We start from the raw sequence: 17,518 nt of genomic DNA on the forward strand, positions 1-17,518 counted from the left end.
GCTCAACCTATGGGGGGTAACCAGCGCTACCCTAGCCAGATCAGTGTCCGCACACCTCACAGTGTGGACTTTTGGGTAATCGTGCGAAACTGTGTGGTCATGGCATCATACAACACCAACCGACCGACCGCCGGTTCGCCAAAATGCGCCAGCCGTTTGATCGCCTCCATCGCCTGCAAAGCACCGATGATAACGACCAGGAGGGACATCACCCCGGCTTCGGCACAGGTGAGTGCGTTTTCACCAAACAGTCGGCTCAGGCAGCGGTAGCAGGGCTCTTGATCACCGTAGGTAAACACGCTGATCTGGCCCTCCATGCGAATGGCAGCACCAGAAACCAGCGGCGTTTTGCTGTGAAAACAAAAGCGATTAAGGCGATCGCGTATCGCCACGTTGTCGGTGCAATCCAATACCACCTGATGGCGCGTTACCAGCGCTTGCAAGGCTTCATCCGCCAGATCGTCGTTAATAATGCACTCCAGTACAATATGAGGATTAATCGCGGCCAGTTCCGTAGCGGCAGAGGTGACCTTTGCCATGTTGATACGTGCATCACGGTGCAAAATCTGGCGTTGCAGGTTGGAGAGCGCTACGGTGTCAAAATCCAGCAGCGTCAAATGCCCTATGCCCGCCGCTGCCAGATACTGTGCTGCGGCACAACCCAAGCCGCCCAACCCCACCACCAGTACGCTGGCTGCTTTCAGCACTTCCTGCCAGTCACCAACGAACGGGTTACCGGCAAAGGCTTTCCCTGCCACGGGCAGCAGTGCATCACCCTGTGCCAGATCGGCCATGCGCACCGCATAGCCATCCATCGCGGCATTGGCAAATGCGGGCACGTCGACAGGGGGGGTTATATCGGTGGCGGTAATGCGGCCCGCAGCCTGTTCAAGAGAGACTATTTCGGTCTGCGCCAGTGGTGAAACCAGCGCTAGCATACGTTGCAGCGCTTGCTCAAGCGCGAGTAAACTTGAGGTAAATGCTTCCATGATGACTCCATTCGCCGGCGTCTTTGCGCCGGGAGATCGGGCAAAACGCGATACAGTGCACTGGAATTATGCCAGCAAAGTGAACGCTATTATGTCAGAGAATACCCAGCGGGTGAACGTGACAACGTCAAGGTTATGGCAGGAAACTGCATCATCAGGGAGTAGTACCCTTTAAGACTGAACAGGTATATATAGATTGATTATGTGCTGTAACGAAATGTTATAAGAGACATATTTTATTCATTGCACGGCAGTTTTATGCTAAACCTCCCTCAGTATGCTAAATAAAACTAAAACCGTTTTTCAAACGGACTGATTCCGCTACACGTTAAACAAGGAGAGAAACCGTTCATGATATCCCATGCGCCCGTGCGTGAAGTGGCTGATACTACACTGATTCTGCCGGAACAGCAGATTCTATCAGTGCGGTCACTCGGCGTGCGTTTTCACGCGCAGCGGGAGCCGATATCGGTGATCCGCGGTCTCTCGTTGACGGTTGCTCGCGGTGAGACGTTGGCGATCGTCGGTGAATCCGGCTCTGGAAAATCGGTCACAGCGTTAGCGATCATGCGTTTGATCGAGCAGGCAGGGGGCGATATTCATCACGGTGAGATTCTGTTTCGCCGTCGTAACGGCCATATTCTGGATGTCACAACTGCCAGCCAGCGTGAGATGCGCCGTTTACGCGGTGCGGACATGGCGATGGTATTCCAGGAGCCAATGACCTCGCTCAACCCGGTGTTTCCCGTTGGAGAGCAGATTGCCGAGTCCATCCGTTTGCACCAGGGTATGTCTGCGCGGGACGCGAAGGTAGAAGCGTTGCGCATGCTCGATCTGGTCAGAATTCCAGAAGCGAAAAGCGTGCTGGGTCGTTATCCGCACCAGCTTTCAGGCGGTATGCGCCAGCGTATCATGATCGCCATGGCGCTCTCTTGTAAGCCAACATTACTGATAGCCGATGAACCGACCACCGCGTTGGACGTCACTATTCAGGCACAGATTTTACAACTGATTCAGTTATTGCAGCGCGAAATGGCGATGGCCGTGATTTTCATCACCCATGATATGGGCGTGGTAGCGGAAGTGGCCGATCGCGTGCTGGTGATGAATAACGGCCACCGTGTCGAAAACGCGGGCGTGGGCGAAATATTTGCCACGCCACAGCATGTGTATACCCGTGCATTGCTGGCGGCTGTACCGACGTTAGGAGAGATGCGCGGGCGTAGTGAACCGGCACCGTTTTCATTGCATCTCACCGACGCCCAGGGGCAGGCGATTGCCCCGCAAGCCGCGGCTAGCCGGACATCGGCGAGCCTACCCGAACCCTCGACGCCCGTGTTGCAAGTGCGCGATCTGGTCACGCGATTTCCGCTGCGCCGGGGAATACTCAACCGCGTTACCCATCAGGTACATGCGGTGGAACACATCAGTTTCGATCTTTACCCCGGTGAAACGCTGTCGCTAGTCGGGGAGTCTGGCTGCGGAAAATCGACGGCAGCGCGCGCCTTGTTGCAACTGGTGCCGAGCCAGCGCGGCACGATTACCTTCACCGGTGAGCGCATTGACGGTCTGGGCAGCGAGGCGCTGCACCGGATACGCCGCAATATTCAGCTGATTTTTCAGGACCCGTATGCGTCGCTGGATCCCCGCCTGACGGTGGGGTTCTCGATCATGGAGCCGCTGTTGGTCCACAAGGTGATGGATAAGCAGGCTGCTGAAGTGCGGGTGGCGCAACTGCTCAAACGGGTGGGGCTGTTGCCAGAACATGCCGGACGCTATCCACATGAGTTTTCTGGCGGACAGCGGCAACGCATATGCATTGCGCGCGCACTGGCGCTAAACCCCAAAGTGGTGATCGCCGATGAGGCGGTGTCAGCGTTGGATGTCTCTATCCGTGCACAAATCGTCAACCTGATGATGGAATTGCAGCAGGAATACGGTATCGCTTTCCTGTTTATTTCTCACGATATGGCGGTAGTGGAGCGCATCAGTCACCGTGTTGCTGTGATGTATTTGGGACAGATTGTGGAAATTGGCCCGCGTCAGGCGGTATTTGAGAATCCTCAACATCCTTATACCCGTAAACTGATGGCAGCAGTACCGATCGCCGATCCGGGCCGCCGCCATCACCGCCATGCACTGCTGGCGGATGATATACCCAGCCCTGTTCGAGCGCTGGGCGATGAACCAACGATCGCACCGCTGATTGAGGTGGGTGAACGGCACTATGTGGCCCACCATGCGATTGCGGGCGCTTATTGACAGAAGATACAGGGAGATACGACCACAATGACACTTTTGACTCGCGTTAATCTGCTCACTGCCAAACGTTCGGGGGCTCTGGCAGTTGCGGCAGCCTTGATGGCGTCTGCACCTGCCTGGGCGGCGAAAGATGCTGTAATAGCAGTGGCATCCAACTTTACCACGCTCGATCCCTATGATGCCAACGACACCTTGTCGCAAACGGTAGCGAAATCGTTCTATCAGGGGCTATTTGGTTTCGATAAGGACATGAAGTTGGTCAACGTGCTGGCCGAAAGCTATCAGGTCAGCGACGATAACCTGACCTATACCATCAAACTGCATACTGGTGTGAAATTTCACGACGGCACCGATTTCAATGCACAGGCGGTGAAGGTGAACCTCGATCGCGCCAGCAATCCGGAAAATCGCCTAAAACGTTATAACCTGTTCAAGGTGATTGCCAAAACGGAAGTGGTGGATCCGCAGACGGTGAAAATCGTGCTGAAACAGCCGTTCTCGGCCTTTATTAACAACCTGGCACACCCTGCGGCGGTGATTATTTCGCCTGCCGCGTTGCAGCAATATGGCAAGGAGATTGGTTTTCACCCGGTGGGAACCGGCCCTTACAAGTTTGTAACCTGGAACCAGACGGACTATGTGAAAGTGGAGAAATTCTCCGGTTATTGGCGTGCGGGGCTGCCCAAGCTCGACAGCATTACCTGGCGTCCGGTGGTGGATAACAACACGCGTGCCTCACTGCTCCAGACGGGCGAAGCGCAGTTCGCTTTCCCGGTGCCGTTTGAGCAAGCCAAGGTGCTGGAGAAAAATGACCAGTTGGCGGTGGTGATATCGCCTTCTATTTTGCACCGCTATCTCAGCTTTAACGTCACGCAAAAGCCGTTTGACAATATCAAGGTGCGGCAGGCGATTAACTACGCCATTAACAAAGACGCGCTGATCAAAGTAGCATTCTCCGGTTACGCTGTGCCGTCACAGGGACCGTTGCCAAAGAGCATCGATTTTGCCCAGCAGTATCAACCATGGCCTTACGATCCGGCAAAAGCGCGTGAACTGTTGAAAGAAGCGGGCTACCCGGATGGATTCACGACCACACTGTGGGCATCGCATAACCACAGCACGGCGCAGAAGGTGTTGCAATTCACCCAGCAGCAGTTGGCGCAGGTAGGGATTAAAGTGCAGGTTACCGCTATGGATGCCGGGGAGCGTGCCGCCGAAGTGGAAGGCAAGGGCGTGAAGGAAACCGGTGTGCGCCTGTTCTACACCGGCTGGTCTGTCTCAACCGGGGAAGCCGATTGGGCGCTGACACCGCTGTTTGCCACGGCGTCCTGGCCATCGGCGCTGTTTAATACCGCATTTTATAGCAGCGAGCAGGTGGATGCCGACCTGGCGAATGCGTTGAAGACCACCGATCGCGCGCAGAAGGAAAAACTGTATAAAGACGCACAGGACAAAATCTGGGCGGATGCGCCTTGGGCGTTTTTGGTGACGGAACAGCTGGTTTCAGCTAACAACAAGAAACTGAGCGGGTTCTACGTGATGCCTGATACCGCATTCAGTTTTGATGAGGCTGATTTGGCGCATGCAGGGTTTTTCTCAGCCGCGTGATAGACGCGGTTGAGAACCTGGTAATTTCCGTGTTGCCGCCGTGTGTAAAACAGGGGGCAGAGAACGTCATGCCAGACAATGAAACAAGAAGGATAATTATGTTGTTATGCTGAATTATTTCCTCAAACGGCTGCTGGGCATGATCCCCACCTTGCTGATTGTGCTGGTCGTGGTGTTTATGTTTGTGCACCTGTTACCGGGCGATCCTGCGCGCCTGATGGCGGGGCGTGAGGCTGATGCCGCCGTGATTGCCATGGTCAGGCAGGATTTAGGTCTGGATAGACCGCTCTACGAACAATTCTGGCGCTTTTTTACCCATGTGTTGCAAGGAGATCTGGGCACCTCGATGGCCTCTAAACGCCCAGTCGCCAATGAGATTGCCATCCGCTTCCTGCCGACGCTTTGGCTTACCTTAACCAGCATGGTGTGGGCGGTTATCTTCGGCATGAGCATCGGGATGATTTCCGCTATCTGGCGCAATCGCTGGCCCGACCGTCTGGGGATGACACTGGCGGTATCCGGCCTGTCATTCCCATCGTTTGCGTTGGGGATGCTGTTAATGCAGGTGTTTTCCGTTGAACTGGGCTGGTTACCCACCGTCGGCGCGGAGAGTTGGCGTCACTATCTTCTACCCTCGATTACCCTCGGCGCTGCCGTTGCCGCCGTGATGGCGCGTTTCACGCGTGCATCCTTTGCTGATGTGCTGCAAGAAGATTACATGCGTACCGCACGCGCTAAAGGTGTCAGTGAATTTTTGGTCATCACCAAACATGGTTTGCACAATGCGCTGATCCCAGTGGTGACGATGATGGGACTTCAGTTTGGCTTTCTGCTGGGCGGGTCTATCGTGGTGGAAAAAGTGTTCAACTGGCCGGGGTTGGGGCGCTTGTTGGTGGACGCGGTGGAGATGCGCGATTATCCCGTAATCCAAGGGTTGGTGCTATTGTTCTCGCTAGAGTTTATTGTTATTAACCTGCTGGTGGATGTGCTTTATGCGGCAATTAACCCGTCAATTCGCTATCGATAAGGAACCGCGATGAAACATTGGCGACGTAAGGCCATGCTGGCAAAGCTGCCGCTGCTGCGGGAAACTACCATTCACACTCCGTTCGGTGAGTTTTGGCGGCGTTTTTTGTTGCAGCGCTCCGCCGTGATGGCGGGCGTCTTTGTGTTGTTACTGATTGCCGTGGCGCTGCTTGCGCCTTATCTGGCGCCGTTCGACGCGGAAAATTATTTCGATTATGACCGTTTGAATGAGGGCCCCTCTTCGCTGCATTGGCTAGGCGTTGATGCGCTGGGTCGCGATATCTTCAGCCGTATTCTGCTCGGCGCGCGTATTTCGCTGGCGGCAGGCATCTTGTCCGTGGTGGTGGGCATGATCATCGGTACATTACTGGGGCTGGTGGCCGGTTACTATGAAGGGATCTGGGATCGGCTGATTATGCGCTTGTGCGACGTGCTGTTTGCCTTTCCGGGCATTCTGCTGGCGATTGCCGTGGTGGCGGTGATGGGCAGCGGTATGGCCAATGTGATTGTTGCAGTGGCGATTTTCAGCATTCCGGCCTTTGCGCGTCTGGTGCGTGGTAATACCTTGGTGTTGAAACAGCAAACGTACGTGGAATCGGCGCGTAGCCTTGGCGCATCCGATCGCATCATTTTGTTGCGCCACATTCTTCCCGGCACCTTTTCGTCGATTGTGGTCTATTTTTCGATGCGTGTGGGCATGTCGATCATTACGGCGGCCAGCCTCTCTTTTCTTGGCCTGGGGGCGCAGCCGCCGACGCCCGAGTGGGGCGCGATGCTCAATGAGGCGCGGGCCGATATGGTAATGGCACCGCACGTAGCGTTGTTTCCCTGCCTGGCAATTTTCCTGACCGTGCTGGCGTTTAATGTGCTGGGGGATGGTTTGCGCGATGCGCTTGACCCCAAATTACGCCCGTAGCGCAACACAAATAAAAACGGCCCCATTGTCGGGGCCGTTGTGTTTCAGGTAGCAGAAACGCTTAGAACGAGGTGCGTTTATAGCTGCGGTATTGCGGTTGCCAGAAGTTGTGCGTAATGGCCTTCGCCAGCGTATCGCTAGAGGTCACTTCTGCCACACCCTGCAACTGCGCGGCTTTTGCTACGTCCATCGCGATACGGCGAGACACATCCTGGATGTCTTTCAGGTCAGGTAACAAAGCACCTTCACTGTTGTTGGCCAGTGGTGAACAGTCTGCCAATGCGCGGCTGCCAGCCATCAGCATGCCATCGGTAATGCGTTTGGCACCACAAGCCAACACGCCCAAGCCAATACCGGGGAAGATATAGGAGTTGTTGCATTGGGCAATAGGGAACAGAGTGTCCTTGTGCTTAACTGGCGCAAACGGACTTCCGGTTGCGACCAGTGCGGCACCGTCGGTCCAGCGGATAATATCTTCCGGACGCGCTTCCACGCGGGAGGTCGGGTTGGAAAGCGGCATCACGATAGGACGCGCGCAGTGGGTGTGCATTTCACGAATGATCTCTTCCGTGAACAGACCCGGCTGACCTGAAACGCCAATCAGGATAGTCGGCTTAGCGTTGCGCACCACTTCCAGCAGTGAGATAGCATCGCTGGCAACGTCCCACTCGCTTAGCAATTCACTCTTCTGCACCAGCTTGCTCTGGAAATCGAGTAGGTTCGGCAGTTTGTCGGTCAGCAGACCGAAGCGATCCTACATAAACACGCGGGCACGCGCTTCTTCTTCGCTCAGACCTTCAGATTTCATCTGCGCGATAATTTGCTCGGCGATACCGCAACCGGCGGAGCCGGCACCCAGGAAGGTGATCGTCTGATCGTGCAGTGGTGTGCCAGCAGCACGGCTGGCGGCAATCAGGCTGCCTAACGCCACGGCGGCGGTGCCTTGAATGTCGTCGTTAAAGCAGCAGATTTCATCGCGGTAATGGTTTAACAGTGGCGTGGCATTGCTTTGCACAAAGTCTTCAAATTGCAGCAACACGTTCGGCCAGCGGCGTTTTACCGCCTGAATAAATTCTTCTACGAAGGCATCGTACTCTTTGCCGGTAATGCGAGGGTGACGCCAGCCCATATAGAACGGATCGTTCAGGCGCTGCGGGTTGTTGGTGCCCACATCCAGCACGACGGGCAGGGTATAAGCCGGACTGATGCCGCCACAGGCGGTGTAGAGCGACAGCTTACCGATCGGGATCCCCATGCCGCCGATGCCTTGATCTCCCAGGCCAAGGATACGCTCACCGTCGGTGACCACGATCACCTTCACTTTCTGCTTGCTGGCGTTTTGCAGCATTTCATCGATGTTTTCACGGTTCGGATAGGAGATAAACAAGCCGCGAGCACGATGGTAAATATCTGAGAAGTGTTCGCACGCCTGACCGACCGTAGGGGTGTAGATGATCGGCATCATTTCGGTCAGGTGTGCGTCCAGCAGGCGGTAAAACAGCGTCTCGTTAGTATCCTGAATGTTACGCAGGTAGACGTGCTTCTCCATATCATTTTTGAATTCCTGATACTGACGCCAGGCGCGTTCTGCCTGCTCTTCAATGGTCTCCACGGCTTCAGGCAACAGGCCATGCAGGTTGAAGTTGGCACGCTCTTCATTGGTGAAGGCGCTACCTTTGTTCAGCAAAGGGAATTCCAACAGGATAGGGCCAGCATAAGGGATGTAGAGGGCGCGTTTGCTTTCGTATTCTAATTCCATGACTTTTCTTACTCTTCGGGTAACAGAAACGAATTTAGGTAATGACACGACATGACAGCGCGGATCTTAAATTACCCAAAAAATATGTACAGAAAATGTTAATTAAAATAGTTACACATGACTTGCGTCACAAAATTTTGTCAATGCCCCCCGGTTTGTTCATCATTTTTGGGCGCTGTATCAGTCGATAAAGTGCTGCTGAACGTCGGTACACCCGGCTTCCGCCAGAATAATTTGCAACATCACCCACTGAGTGATGGTGGTATTGCGTGGCTCAACCAGCGCGGCGCGGCGCACGCTGTGAATATCTTCACCGGCCAGATTCATCAGGTTTAATGCCACCTGAAGCGGCGGCAGGCTGGGGTTGAACGCGGCATTCTCTGCGTAGCGCCCGGTATACACCGTGCCGCGATCGGTTTCCAGCGCGACGCCGCTCAGCGCATTGCTGTATGGCGCATGGCTGCGGTTGGCGGCGTCTAACGCGGTCTGCGCTAGCAGATCGGCATCGAGCAGGGTGCGCCCGTGATTGACCGGATCCATCAACAGTGTGGTGATGTTCAGATTCTGCGGTCCAAAGGCATCGGGTAAATAGTGGTGCAACTGCGCGGGTTCGCGCCCCAGCAGGTGGATATGCAGCGTGTTCGCCCGGTTCAGTTCATTCATAAACTGACGGCAGTGCCCGCAGGGCGTGTAGTTCACCGTGATACTGGTCAAACCGCGCTCCTGGCGCAGCCAGGCATGGGCTATGGCACTCTGCTCCGCGTGCAGCGTTTGTTGCAACGGCACTGCGGTGAACTCCATGTTGGCGCCAAAGTAGAGGTTGCCGCTTTCGCCCTGAGCAACGGCACCCACTTGAAATTGAGAAATAGGCGCAATGGCGCACGCAGCCGCAAGGGGGAGTAAGGCGTAGGCTAGCGTCTCTGGCGTCAGATCGCATTGGGTACAAAGGGTCGTTACGTCGTCAGCAAGCAACATCCCGACAAAGTCAGGACGTTCAAGTATCGACAGCAGGGCGTGTTGCAGTGTGTCAGAAAGTTGTGCAAAAGGGGCGTGATATCGTGGATGCATAGCGATGTACTCTTTTTGCCATTATTGTTTGTTGTCAGGGTAAAAGTAGCCTATCAATAAATCGTGATCATTATCTCGTCGAACGTGAACTTATTGAAATTAAGATGCATTCTGCGCGATATATCTCAAATTATCGAGCAGAATGCAACGGCGTTGCGATTATCGCACCGTCTGCATCATCTCCGTCGCTAGTGAAACAGTTGTATCAGCAGCGGAAAGATAAAAGGCGCAATCAGCGAGGTCATGATGCCGCAAATCACCAATGCCAATGAGCTGAACGCGCTTTCCTGAAAATCGATCTCGACGCAACGGGCCGTGCTCAGCGCGTGTGACGCCGTCCCCATAGCGAGTCCGCGCGCTGCCTTGGTGCGAATACCCACGCGATTAAACAGGGTGTGCCCGAAGACCGCACCGAGGATGCCGACAAAAATCACACAGACCGCGCTGATGGCAGGAATGCCGCCGATGGTGCTTGTGACCGCCATAGCGATGGGCGTGGTTACCGATTTAGGCAGCACTGATGCGGCGATCTCGGGCGTGGCGCCTAACCACATAGCAATGAGCGTACCGGAAATAATGGCCGCCATACTGCCGATAAAGCAGACGCTGATGATGGATTTCCAACGCGCACGGATCTGATGAAGCTGTTCATAGAGCGGAAACGCCAACGCCACCACGGCGGGCTGCAGCAGATCGTTCAGCACTTTACTGCCCGCCAAGTAGTTTTTGTAAGGGATATTGAGCAGCAGCAATACCGGGATCAGTATAGCCATCGACACCAGTAGGGGGTTTAGCAGTGGCATTTTGCATTTTATCGCCAACTTGCGCGCCGCGAAGAAGGTCAGCAAAGTCAGGGGTAATGACCACCAGATGTTGGACAACATCATTTTTTCCCTTCCTCATCCGGTGTTTCGTGTGTGGTGATGATGTGTTCACGTTGCATCAACTGCGTGCAAAAACCGACGACCAGCATTACCACCAGCGTACTGATAAGGCAGGACACCACGATGGGGCCAAACGGCTTGCTCAGCAGATCATAGTAATTCATGACGCCCACGCCGATAGGCACAAAGAGCAGCGCCATGTAGCGAATCATCAAATGGCAGCCAGGTTTTACCCAAGGCGCAGGAAGGATCTGCGAAGCCAGCAGAGCAAAGAGGATAAGCATACCGATAATGCTGCCGGGAATAGTCAGCGGGAGTAACGCGGATATCGCATTACCTGCGAACAGACACAGATAAATTAAGTGCGAAAGCGCGTAAATACTGCCCGCAAAGGATTGTCATATTACGCATGGGAAGTTCCTGATAAGCTGAGGCGATTATCATAGCGCTAATCAATTTGGTGTGCCACAGATCACAGGTTTTTCCCGCTGACTTTCCCCGTTGTTATTGAAACTGGTTGCTGTTGAAAACGTTCATTATTGAAACAATTCAGGGCGCTGTACGGCGTCACGCAGTGCGCTGGTCAAGCGCGTTAGCGCCTGTTGCGAGATAATATAGGGCGGCATCACATACAGCAGCTTACCAAAAGGCCGGATCCACACACCGCGCTCGACAAAAAAGCGTTGCACGCGCGCCACGTTCACAGGACGTGTGGTTTCCAGTACGCCAATCGCGCCCAAAACGCGCACGTCCTCCACCAACGCGGCATCCAGTAATGGCAGTAATTCAGCGCGCAATTGGCGCTCAATCACCATCACCTGTGGCTGCCATCCCCCGTCTGCCAGCAGTTCAAGACTGGCATTGGCGGCGGCACAGGCCAATGGGTTAGCCATAAAAGTCGGGCCATGCATAAAACAACCCGCTTCGCCGTTGCTGATGGTGTCTGCGATGTTACGCGTGGTCAAGGTGGCTGACAGCGTCAGGTATCCTCCGGTCAGCGCTTTACCCAGACAGAGAATGTCGGGAGTGATATCGGCATGTTCACAGGCAAACAGCGTGCCCGTACGACCAAATCCGGTCGCTATTTCGTCTGCTATCAGTAAGATACCGTGGTTATCGCACAACTCGCGCACGCGCTTGAGGTAGGTGGGGTGGTAGATACGCATTCCGCCTGCGCCCTGAACCACCGGTTCAAGGATAACGGCGGCGATGTCGTGACTGTGCGTTTCCAGCATATCGTGTAGCGGCTCGATATCAGGCTCATACCACTCGCCATCAAAGCGGCTGCGTGGCGCATCGGCAAACAGGTGTTCAGGCAGATATCCCTGATAGAGGCTGTGCATGGCATTGTGCGGGTCACACACCGACATCGCACCAAAGGTGTCGCCATGATAGCCGTGACGCAGGGTTAAAAAGCGCGCCCGACGCTCGCCGCGTGTCTGCCAATATTGCAGCGCCATTTTGAGCGCCACTTCCACGGCCACCGAACCGGAGTCGGCCAGAAACACACACTCCAACGGCGCAGGCGTAATAGTGACCAGCCGTTGGCATAGCGCGATAGCTTGAGGGTGCGTAATGCCGCCAAACATCACATGCGACATTTGAGCTATTTGCTGCTGCAAGGCCTGGTTCAGACGCGGGTGGTTATAGCCGTGGATCGCCGCCCACCAGGAAGACATGCCATCCACCAGTTCTCGCCCATCGTCCAGTTGCAGGTGATACCCGTGCGCCGCTACCACCGGATAACAGGGAAGGGGGTGTGTCATTGAGGTGTAAGGATGCCAAATATGGCGTTGATCAAATTCCAGGTCTGCGTTCGAAAGCAACATTATCAATAAACCGTGTTGTAAACTAAATTAACACTCGTATGGTTGACAGTATAGCGTTGTCATTTACACTTACGCCACATTTTCATGTCGCATTGGCGGCATGGCACCCTGTCGAACAAAAAGGCCAACCATATGGCAGAACGTATTCACTGGACGCTGGAGCAAGCGCAGCAACTGTTTGATAAACCGTTTTTAGAGCTGATGTTTGAGGCGCAGCAGGTGCATCGCCAGCATTTTGATCCGAGCCAGGTACAGGTCAGCACGCTGCTCTCCATCAAAACCGGTGCCTGCCCGGAGGATTGCAAATATTGCCCGCAGAGTGCGCGTTATCGCACCGGGCTGGAAGCGGAGCGGTTGATGCAGGTCGAGCAGGTGCTGGATTCCGCGCGTCAGGCTAAAGCGGCAGGCTCAACCCGTTTCTGTATGGGAGCTGCCTGGAAAAGCCCCCATGAGCGCGACATGCCTTATCTGGAACAGATGGTGAAAGGCGTCAAGGAAATGGGGATGGAAACCTGCATGACGTTAGGCACTTTGCACGGCGATCAGGCGGAACGACTGGCTGACGCCGGGCTGAATTTCTATAACCATAACCTGGACACCTCGCCGGAGTTCTACGGCAACATCATCAGCACCCGCACCTATCAGGAACGGCTGGATACGCTGGACAAAGTGCGTCACGCGGGAATTAAAGTCTGCTCCGGCGGCATTGTCGGATTAGGTGAAACAGTGCGCGATCGCGCCGGATTGTTGGTGCAACTGGCAAACCTGCCGACGCCGCCGGAAAGCGTGCCGATTAATATGCTGGTGAAAGTAAAAGGTACGCCGCTGGAAGATAACGACGACGTTGAACCTTTCGATTTTATCCGCACTATCGCCGTCGCACGCATCATGATGCCGACCTCTCACGTGCGCCTGTCTGCTGGTCGCGAACAGATGAGCGAACAGACCCAGGCCATGTGTTTTATGGCCGGTGCCAACTCCATTTTTTATGGCTGCAAGCTGCTGACCACCCCTAATCCGAAAGAAGATAAGGATTTGATCCTGTTTCGTAAACTGGGTCTCAATCCTCAGCAAACGGAAACGGAGGCCGGTGACAACCAACAGCAGATGCGGCTGGCACAGCAGGTGCTGCAAGCCGATACCGAACAGTTCTATAACGCTGCTGTGTGACGCTGATGGGATGGCAAAAACGTATAGACGCGGCGCTGATCGCGCGCCGTGAGCAAGATGCTTACCGCTCACGCATTATTAATCAGGGCGGTGGACGTTGGTTGACGCAGCAGGGGCAGCGCTACCTGAATTTCTCCAGCAATGACTACCTGGGTTTAAGCCAGCATCCGGCCATTATTGATGCCTGGCAAACCGGTGCAATGCGCTATGGCGTGGGTAGCGGCGGTTCAGGGCATGTCACCGGATATACCGATGCGCATGCAGCGTTGGAAGGCGAACTGGCGCAATGGCTGGATTATCCGCGTGCGCTGCTGTTTGTCTCCGGTTATGCCGCGAATCAAGCGGTGGTTGCCGCCCTGATGCAGGGGCAAGATCGCATTCTGGCGGACAAGCTCAGCCATGCGTCATTACAGGAAGCCGCTGCCCAGTCACCGGCTACCTTGCGGCGCTTTGCGCACAATCAGCCGGCAGCGCTGCAACGCCTGTTTGAAGGGGATTGCCCGGGCGAAACCCTTGCCGTCACGGAAGGTATTTTCAGTATGGACGGTGACAGCGCACCGCTGGGAGCACTGCATGCGTTGACGCAGGCGCACGGTGCCTGGCTGATGGTGGATGATGCACACGGGATAGGCGTGTGCGGCGAGCAGGGCCGCGGCAGTTGCTGGCAACAGGGGGTAAAACCCGAATTGCTGGTCGTGACGTTCGGCAAGGCGTTTGGCGTGAGCGGGGCTGCACTGTTGTGCAGCGAATCGGTGGCCGACTATTTCTTGCAGTTTGCCCGTCATCTGATCTACAGCACCAGCATGCCACCGGCCCAGGTTTGCGCATTACGCGCGGCGTTGTCCTGTATTCAGCAGGGTGACGCGCTACGTGACAGGCTAGGCCGCCATATTGCTCAGTTTCGCGCCGGAGCTGGGGATTTGCCTTTTACCTTGATGTCGTCCCACAGTGCCATTCAACCGTTGATTGTCGGCGACAACGCTGCCGCGTTGCGCGTGGCACAGCGTCTGCGTGAACGGGGACTCTGGGTCAGTGCGATGCGCCCACCCACCGTGCCGCCCGGTAGTGCGCGGCTACGTATTACGCTGACGGCCAGCCACACGGATGATGACATAGCCCGTCTGCTTGCCGCTTTGCGCACGGCGGCGCATGAGCAAGGAGAGGGTGTCAATGAATAATGAATTGCATAACAAACGGGCCATTGCGCAGGCTTTTGGTCGTGCGGCACAGTGCTACACCCGATTTGCCGAACTGCAACGCACCAGCGGTGAGCATCTGATGACCTTGGCGCTACCGCTTGCCGGACAGCGGATACTGGATGCGGGCTGCGGCACCGGCCATTTCAGTCAACGCTGGCGCGCGCTGGGTAAACAGGTGATCGCCTTGGATCTTTCTGCTGGCATGTTGCAACAGGCTGCGGCTGAACACAGTGCAGATGCCTACGTACAAGGGGATATTGAGCATTTGCCGTTAGCGGATGCCAGCATCGATCTCTGCTTCAGCAATCTGGCGGTGCAATGGTGCGAAGATCTGCCGCGTGCGATTGCGGCCTGTTATCGGGCCACGCATCCCGGCGGCGCGGTGGTGTTTTCTACGCTGGCTGAAGGTTCCCTCGGCGAACTGGCGCAAGCATGGCTGAGCTTGGATGGATCAAAACGTGTCAATGATTTTTTGCCGTTGGCACAAATCGCCGATGCCTGTCGCCCTTATCGTCATCGGCTCTACCCGCACACGCTGAGCTACCGTTTTGCGACCGTGAGCGATGTGATGCACTCGTTGAAAGGGATTGGCGCCACCTGGCTACATGGCGATCGTTTGCGCGGTTTGCTTACCCGGCGGCGGTTACAAGCGCTGGCGCAGGTTTATCCTGCTTCTCCCGGCGGCTTTCCCCTCAGTTATCATTTGGTTTATGGAATTATTTATCGTGTCTAAACGTTGGTTTATTACCGGAACAGACACTGAAGTGGGCAAAACCATCGCCAGCGGCGCATTGCTACAGGCCGCTGCACGGGCAGGGTATCGCTGTGCGGGCTATAAGCCAGTAGCTTCCGGTGCGGAGATGACCCCACAGGGCATTCGTAATGAAGATGCTTGCCATCTGCAAGTGCGCAGCAGCGTGTCGCTCACTTACGATGAGGTCAATCCGTTGGTGTTTATTGAGCCAACCTCGCCGCATATCGTGAGCCGGGTTGAGCAGCAGCCCATTGATTTCGAAGTGATGTCGCGCGGTCTGGCGGCCTTGACCGAAAAGGCCGATTGGGTGCTGGTGGAAGGTGCGGGTGGCTGGTTCACGCCACTGACGGTGCAGCAGACGTATGCCGACTGGGTACAGCACGAGCAACTGCCGGTGATTCTGGTGGTGGGCATCAAACTGGGCTGCATCAACCACGCGTTACTGACGACTCAGGCCGTTACGCAGGCTGGATTGACGTTGGCGGGCTGGATTGCTAACGATATTCAACCGTCCGGACGCTGGCATCAAGATTATCTGGAGACGCTGCAACGCCATCTTCTTGCGCCGCTGCTTGGCGAAATTCCTTATGTCGATACGCCACATACACTAAATTTGGGGGCGTATTTGGATATTACTCTGTTGTGTGTCTGAATATCATTATAGTTGCCTAAAAATAAGGTGTTTGCCTTCTACAGATATTTTATCTCTGAACATAATCTATGTTCTATACAATAACTATCTCTATCTAAGGTAATGAATATGACGACGATTAGTGAGTGTTGTAATATGGCAATATGTGCTGCTGGCGTTGAATCTGAGGATGAAAAAATAAGATAATGTCCCCCAAGGGGGTTCTTGAACATATCATTAATTTTTTCACTGCCGGTGGCATACGTCGTGCTAATGAGAGACTATATACTAAATTATGTCAATCTTTGTCAGACACGTTATTAAAGGAGTCTTTGGGGATGCCAGAGCTGATTCCCGATTCCCTTACCCTTGATGACATTGATGGATATTCAGTATCATTCTTGCTACCAGGAGTAAATAACAAAACTGGCACCGTTACCGTCGAAGTACATAAATGCGCAGGCAAAGGAAAAGACGATGACAATGCGAAAGGGGAGATTCGACTTTTAGATTACATGGAAAAATGCTGTAAGCTAATTTTATCGCAGTCAGATTTATTAGATCCAGAAACAAAACAAGAACTTATCTATGGAGCGAAATATGAATTCTAACAGGAGACTATATAGGATATGGAGCCGGAACACAGTGTAACATTATAAAACAGTCGCACACTTATTCTGTTGCAGAGGAAACAATAAGGGTTACTTACACAGTCACAATTCATTGAATGATTTCTGCTCATAAACACTGTGATCTTATGGTTATGCAGAGTGACCATAAGATTCGTGTTGGCAGTGGTAACTTTAGCTTCCCTTTGCTGGTGAGGGCTCAACTTGCGTTACCAAGCGGCTTTTTTGTGCAAAACGTCAAAAAGCCATGCATAAGTGAAATCCTTGCAAAAACGCTAAAAAAATCCTGATTTCCCTCAGCCCCATAACGATAAGATATTTCACTAAAGCAGCAGGCATGCGGGCTTGTGGGAGTTATCCACTACTTCTGTGGATAACCATGTGCATTAGGTTTAGAAAAACGGTGGCAAGCGAGGATTGGCGCGGGTTTTGGTTGAGTTGATGTGATTCTCTGTTTTTTTGTTTAATTGCTATAAATCAGTCAGTTAATTAAAATCAAGTCTCGATTTACCTCTGGCTGATGGTTGCATGTTTTTACAGCACAGGTCTAACCACTTTGTTAAGATAAATACGCATTCGGGGGATAAATAGCACATTTTTAACTGGATAAATGCGTAACGCTGTGTTAGCGCTTTTCGCGCTCGCTTTCCCCTTTCCAACGTCCTACGCTGGCCGAAGATTTACTCCGCGCATCATTTTCGCCAACAAATGACTGGATGCTGTTTTTATATGGGTCTTCCCCGATCATGGTGGGAGAATCATAACCCCATGTTTAACCTGACGTAATGGAACAT

12 protein-coding genes and 4 pseudogenes are annotated in these 17,518 nt (G+C 54.0%); 9 read left to right on the forward strand and 7 right to left on the reverse strand.

Features of this window, described 5'->3' with window-relative positions; all coding sequences use genetic code 11:
* Window positions 1-40 precede the first annotated feature (40 nt).
* Window positions 41-794, reverse strand: a pseudogene (moeB, locus tag CS369_RS05440) (molybdopterin-synthase adenylyltransferase MoeB).
* Between the two features lie 21 nt (window positions 795-815).
* Window positions 816-989: pseudogene (locus tag CS369_RS25070) on the reverse strand (molybdopterin molybdotransferase); the annotation flags it as partial.
* A 351-nt stretch (window positions 990-1,340) separates the two neighbouring features.
* Between CS369_RS25070 and CS369_RS05450 the strand changes: the two are divergent.
* The 4 genes from CS369_RS05450 (at window position 1,341) to gsiD (ending at window position 6,801) form a co-directional block, all read left to right on the forward strand.
* Window positions 1,341-3,251: a dipeptide ABC transporter ATP-binding protein gene (locus CS369_RS05450; protein WP_196906314.1), complete on the forward strand. Its 1,911-nt coding sequence runs from the start codon at window positions 1,341-1,343 to the stop codon at window positions 3,249-3,251.
* Window positions 3,252-3,278: 27 nt separating this feature from the next.
* Window positions 3,279-4,859 (forward strand): glutathione ABC transporter substrate-binding protein GsiB, encoded by a 1,581-nt coding sequence (gene gsiB, locus CS369_RS05455; RefSeq protein ID WP_196906315.1) that lies wholly within the window; start codon window positions 3,279-3,281, stop codon window positions 4,857-4,859.
* Between the two features lie 106 nt (window positions 4,860-4,965).
* A complete protein-coding gene (gene gsiC / locus CS369_RS05460) occupies window positions 4,966-5,886 on the forward strand; it encodes a glutathione ABC transporter permease GsiC (protein WP_196906316.1) in 921 nt (306 codons plus the stop codon).
* A 9-nt stretch (window positions 5,887-5,895) separates the two neighbouring features.
* Window positions 5,896-6,801: a glutathione ABC transporter permease GsiD gene (gene gsiD / locus CS369_RS05465; RefSeq protein WP_196906317.1), complete on the forward strand. Its 906-nt coding sequence runs from the start codon at window positions 5,896-5,898 to the stop codon at window positions 6,799-6,801.
* A 61-nt stretch (window positions 6,802-6,862) separates the two neighbouring features.
* Here gsiD and CS369_RS05470 read toward each other — a convergent pair.
* The 5 genes and pseudogenes from CS369_RS05470 to bioA all read right to left on the reverse strand — a co-directional run bounded on the left by CS369_RS05470 (window position 6,863) and on the right by bioA (window position 12,341).
* A pseudogene (locus CS369_RS05470) lies at window positions 6,863-8,560 on the reverse strand (NAD-dependent malic enzyme).
* A 180-nt stretch (window positions 8,561-8,740) separates the two neighbouring features.
* Entirely contained in the window at window positions 8,741-9,628 is an 888-nt protein-coding gene (gene cdd / locus CS369_RS05475) for a cytidine deaminase (protein ID WP_196906318.1), read from the reverse strand.
* 188 nt (window positions 9,629-9,816) lie between these two features.
* Window positions 9,817-10,512, reverse strand: coding sequence for a CidB/LrgB family autolysis modulator (locus CS369_RS05480; protein ID WP_196906326.1), 696 nt, complete (start codon window positions 10,510-10,512; stop codon window positions 9,817-9,819).
* Window positions 10,512-10,923: pseudogene (locus tag CS369_RS05485) on the reverse strand (CidA/LrgA family protein). The gene CS369_RS05480 and the pseudogene CS369_RS05485 overlap by 1 nt, the downstream one beginning before the upstream one ends.
* A 125-nt stretch (window positions 10,924-11,048) precedes the next feature.
* The gene (gene bioA / locus CS369_RS05490; protein ID WP_196906319.1) at window positions 11,049-12,341 is read right to left on the reverse strand and encodes an adenosylmethionine--8-amino-7-oxononanoate transaminase; all 1,293 of its coding nucleotides are present in this window, start codon (window positions 12,339-12,341) and stop codon (window positions 11,049-11,051) included.
* A gap of 132 nt (window positions 12,342-12,473) precedes the next feature.
* Between bioA and bioB the strand changes: the two genes are divergently transcribed.
* The 5 genes from bioB to CS369_RS05515 all read left to right on the forward strand — a co-directional run bounded on the left by bioB (window position 12,474) and on the right by CS369_RS05515 (window position 16,706).
* Window positions 12,474-13,511 (forward strand): biotin synthase BioB, encoded by a 1,038-nt coding sequence (bioB, locus tag CS369_RS05495; protein ID WP_196906320.1) that lies wholly within the window; start codon window positions 12,474-12,476, stop codon window positions 13,509-13,511.
* A gap of 5 nt (window positions 13,512-13,516) precedes the next feature.
* Window positions 13,517-14,689, forward strand: a complete 1,173-nt coding sequence (gene bioF / locus CS369_RS05500) for an 8-amino-7-oxononanoate synthase (protein ID WP_196906321.1) — start codon at window positions 13,517-13,519, stop codon at window positions 14,687-14,689.
* Window positions 14,682-15,443, forward strand: a complete 762-nt coding sequence (bioC, locus tag CS369_RS05505) for a malonyl-ACP O-methyltransferase BioC (RefSeq protein WP_196906322.1) — start codon at window positions 14,682-14,684, stop codon at window positions 15,441-15,443. Before bioF ends, bioC begins: the two co-directional genes overlap by 8 nt.
* Window positions 15,436-16,116 carry a dethiobiotin synthase gene (gene bioD, locus CS369_RS05510; RefSeq protein WP_196906323.1) on the forward strand — a complete coding sequence of 227 codons (681 nt, stop codon included), beginning with the start codon at window positions 15,436-15,438 and terminating at the stop codon, window positions 16,114-16,116. The genes bioC and bioD overlap by 8 nt, the downstream gene beginning before the upstream one ends.
* A gap of 185 nt (window positions 16,117-16,301) precedes the next feature.
* Window positions 16,302-16,706 carry a hypothetical protein gene (locus CS369_RS05515; RefSeq protein WP_374191035.1) on the forward strand — a complete coding sequence of 135 codons (405 nt, stop codon included), beginning with the start codon at window positions 16,302-16,304 and terminating at the stop codon, window positions 16,704-16,706.
* The last annotated feature ends 812 nt before the right edge of the window (window positions 16,707-17,518 follow it).

This window comes from Candidatus Symbiopectobacterium sp. 'North America' (assembly GCF_015762685.1).
Taxonomy (GTDB): domain Bacteria; phylum Pseudomonadota; class Gammaproteobacteria; order Enterobacterales; family Enterobacteriaceae; genus Symbiopectobacterium.

Coding starts and splice junctions, on each gene's coding strand:
- CS369_RS05450 (WP_196906314.1), top strand. CDS start 1,341: ATGATATCCCATGCGCCCGTGCGTGAAGTGGCTGATACTACACTGATT.
- gsiB (WP_196906315.1), top strand. CDS start 3,279: ATGACACTTTTGACTCGCGTTAATCTGCTCACTGCCAAACGTTCGGGG.
- gsiC (WP_196906316.1), top strand. CDS start 4,966: ATGCTGAATTATTTCCTCAAACGGCTGCTGGGCATGATCCCCACCTTG.
- gsiD (WP_196906317.1), top strand. CDS start 5,896: ATGAAACATTGGCGACGTAAGGCCATGCTGGCAAAGCTGCCGCTGCTG.
- cdd (WP_196906318.1), bottom strand. CDS start 9,628: ATGCATCCACGATATCACGCCCCTTTTGCACAACTTTCTGACACACTG.
- CS369_RS05480 (WP_196906326.1), bottom strand. CDS start 10,512: ATGTTGTCCAACATCTGGTGGTCATTACCCCTGACTTTGCTGACCTTC.
- bioA (WP_196906319.1), bottom strand. CDS start 12,341: ATGTTGCTTTCGAACGCAGACCTGGAATTTGATCAACGCCATATTTGG.
- bioB (WP_196906320.1), top strand. CDS start 12,474: ATGGCAGAACGTATTCACTGGACGCTGGAGCAAGCGCAGCAACTGTTT.
- bioF (WP_196906321.1), top strand. CDS start 13,517: ATGGGATGGCAAAAACGTATAGACGCGGCGCTGATCGCGCGCCGTGAG.
- bioC (WP_196906322.1), top strand. CDS start 14,682: ATGAATAATGAATTGCATAACAAACGGGCCATTGCGCAGGCTTTTGGT.
- CS369_RS05515 (WP_374191035.1), top strand. CDS start 16,302: ATGTCCCCCAAGGGGGTTCTTGAACATATCATTAATTTTTTCACTGCC.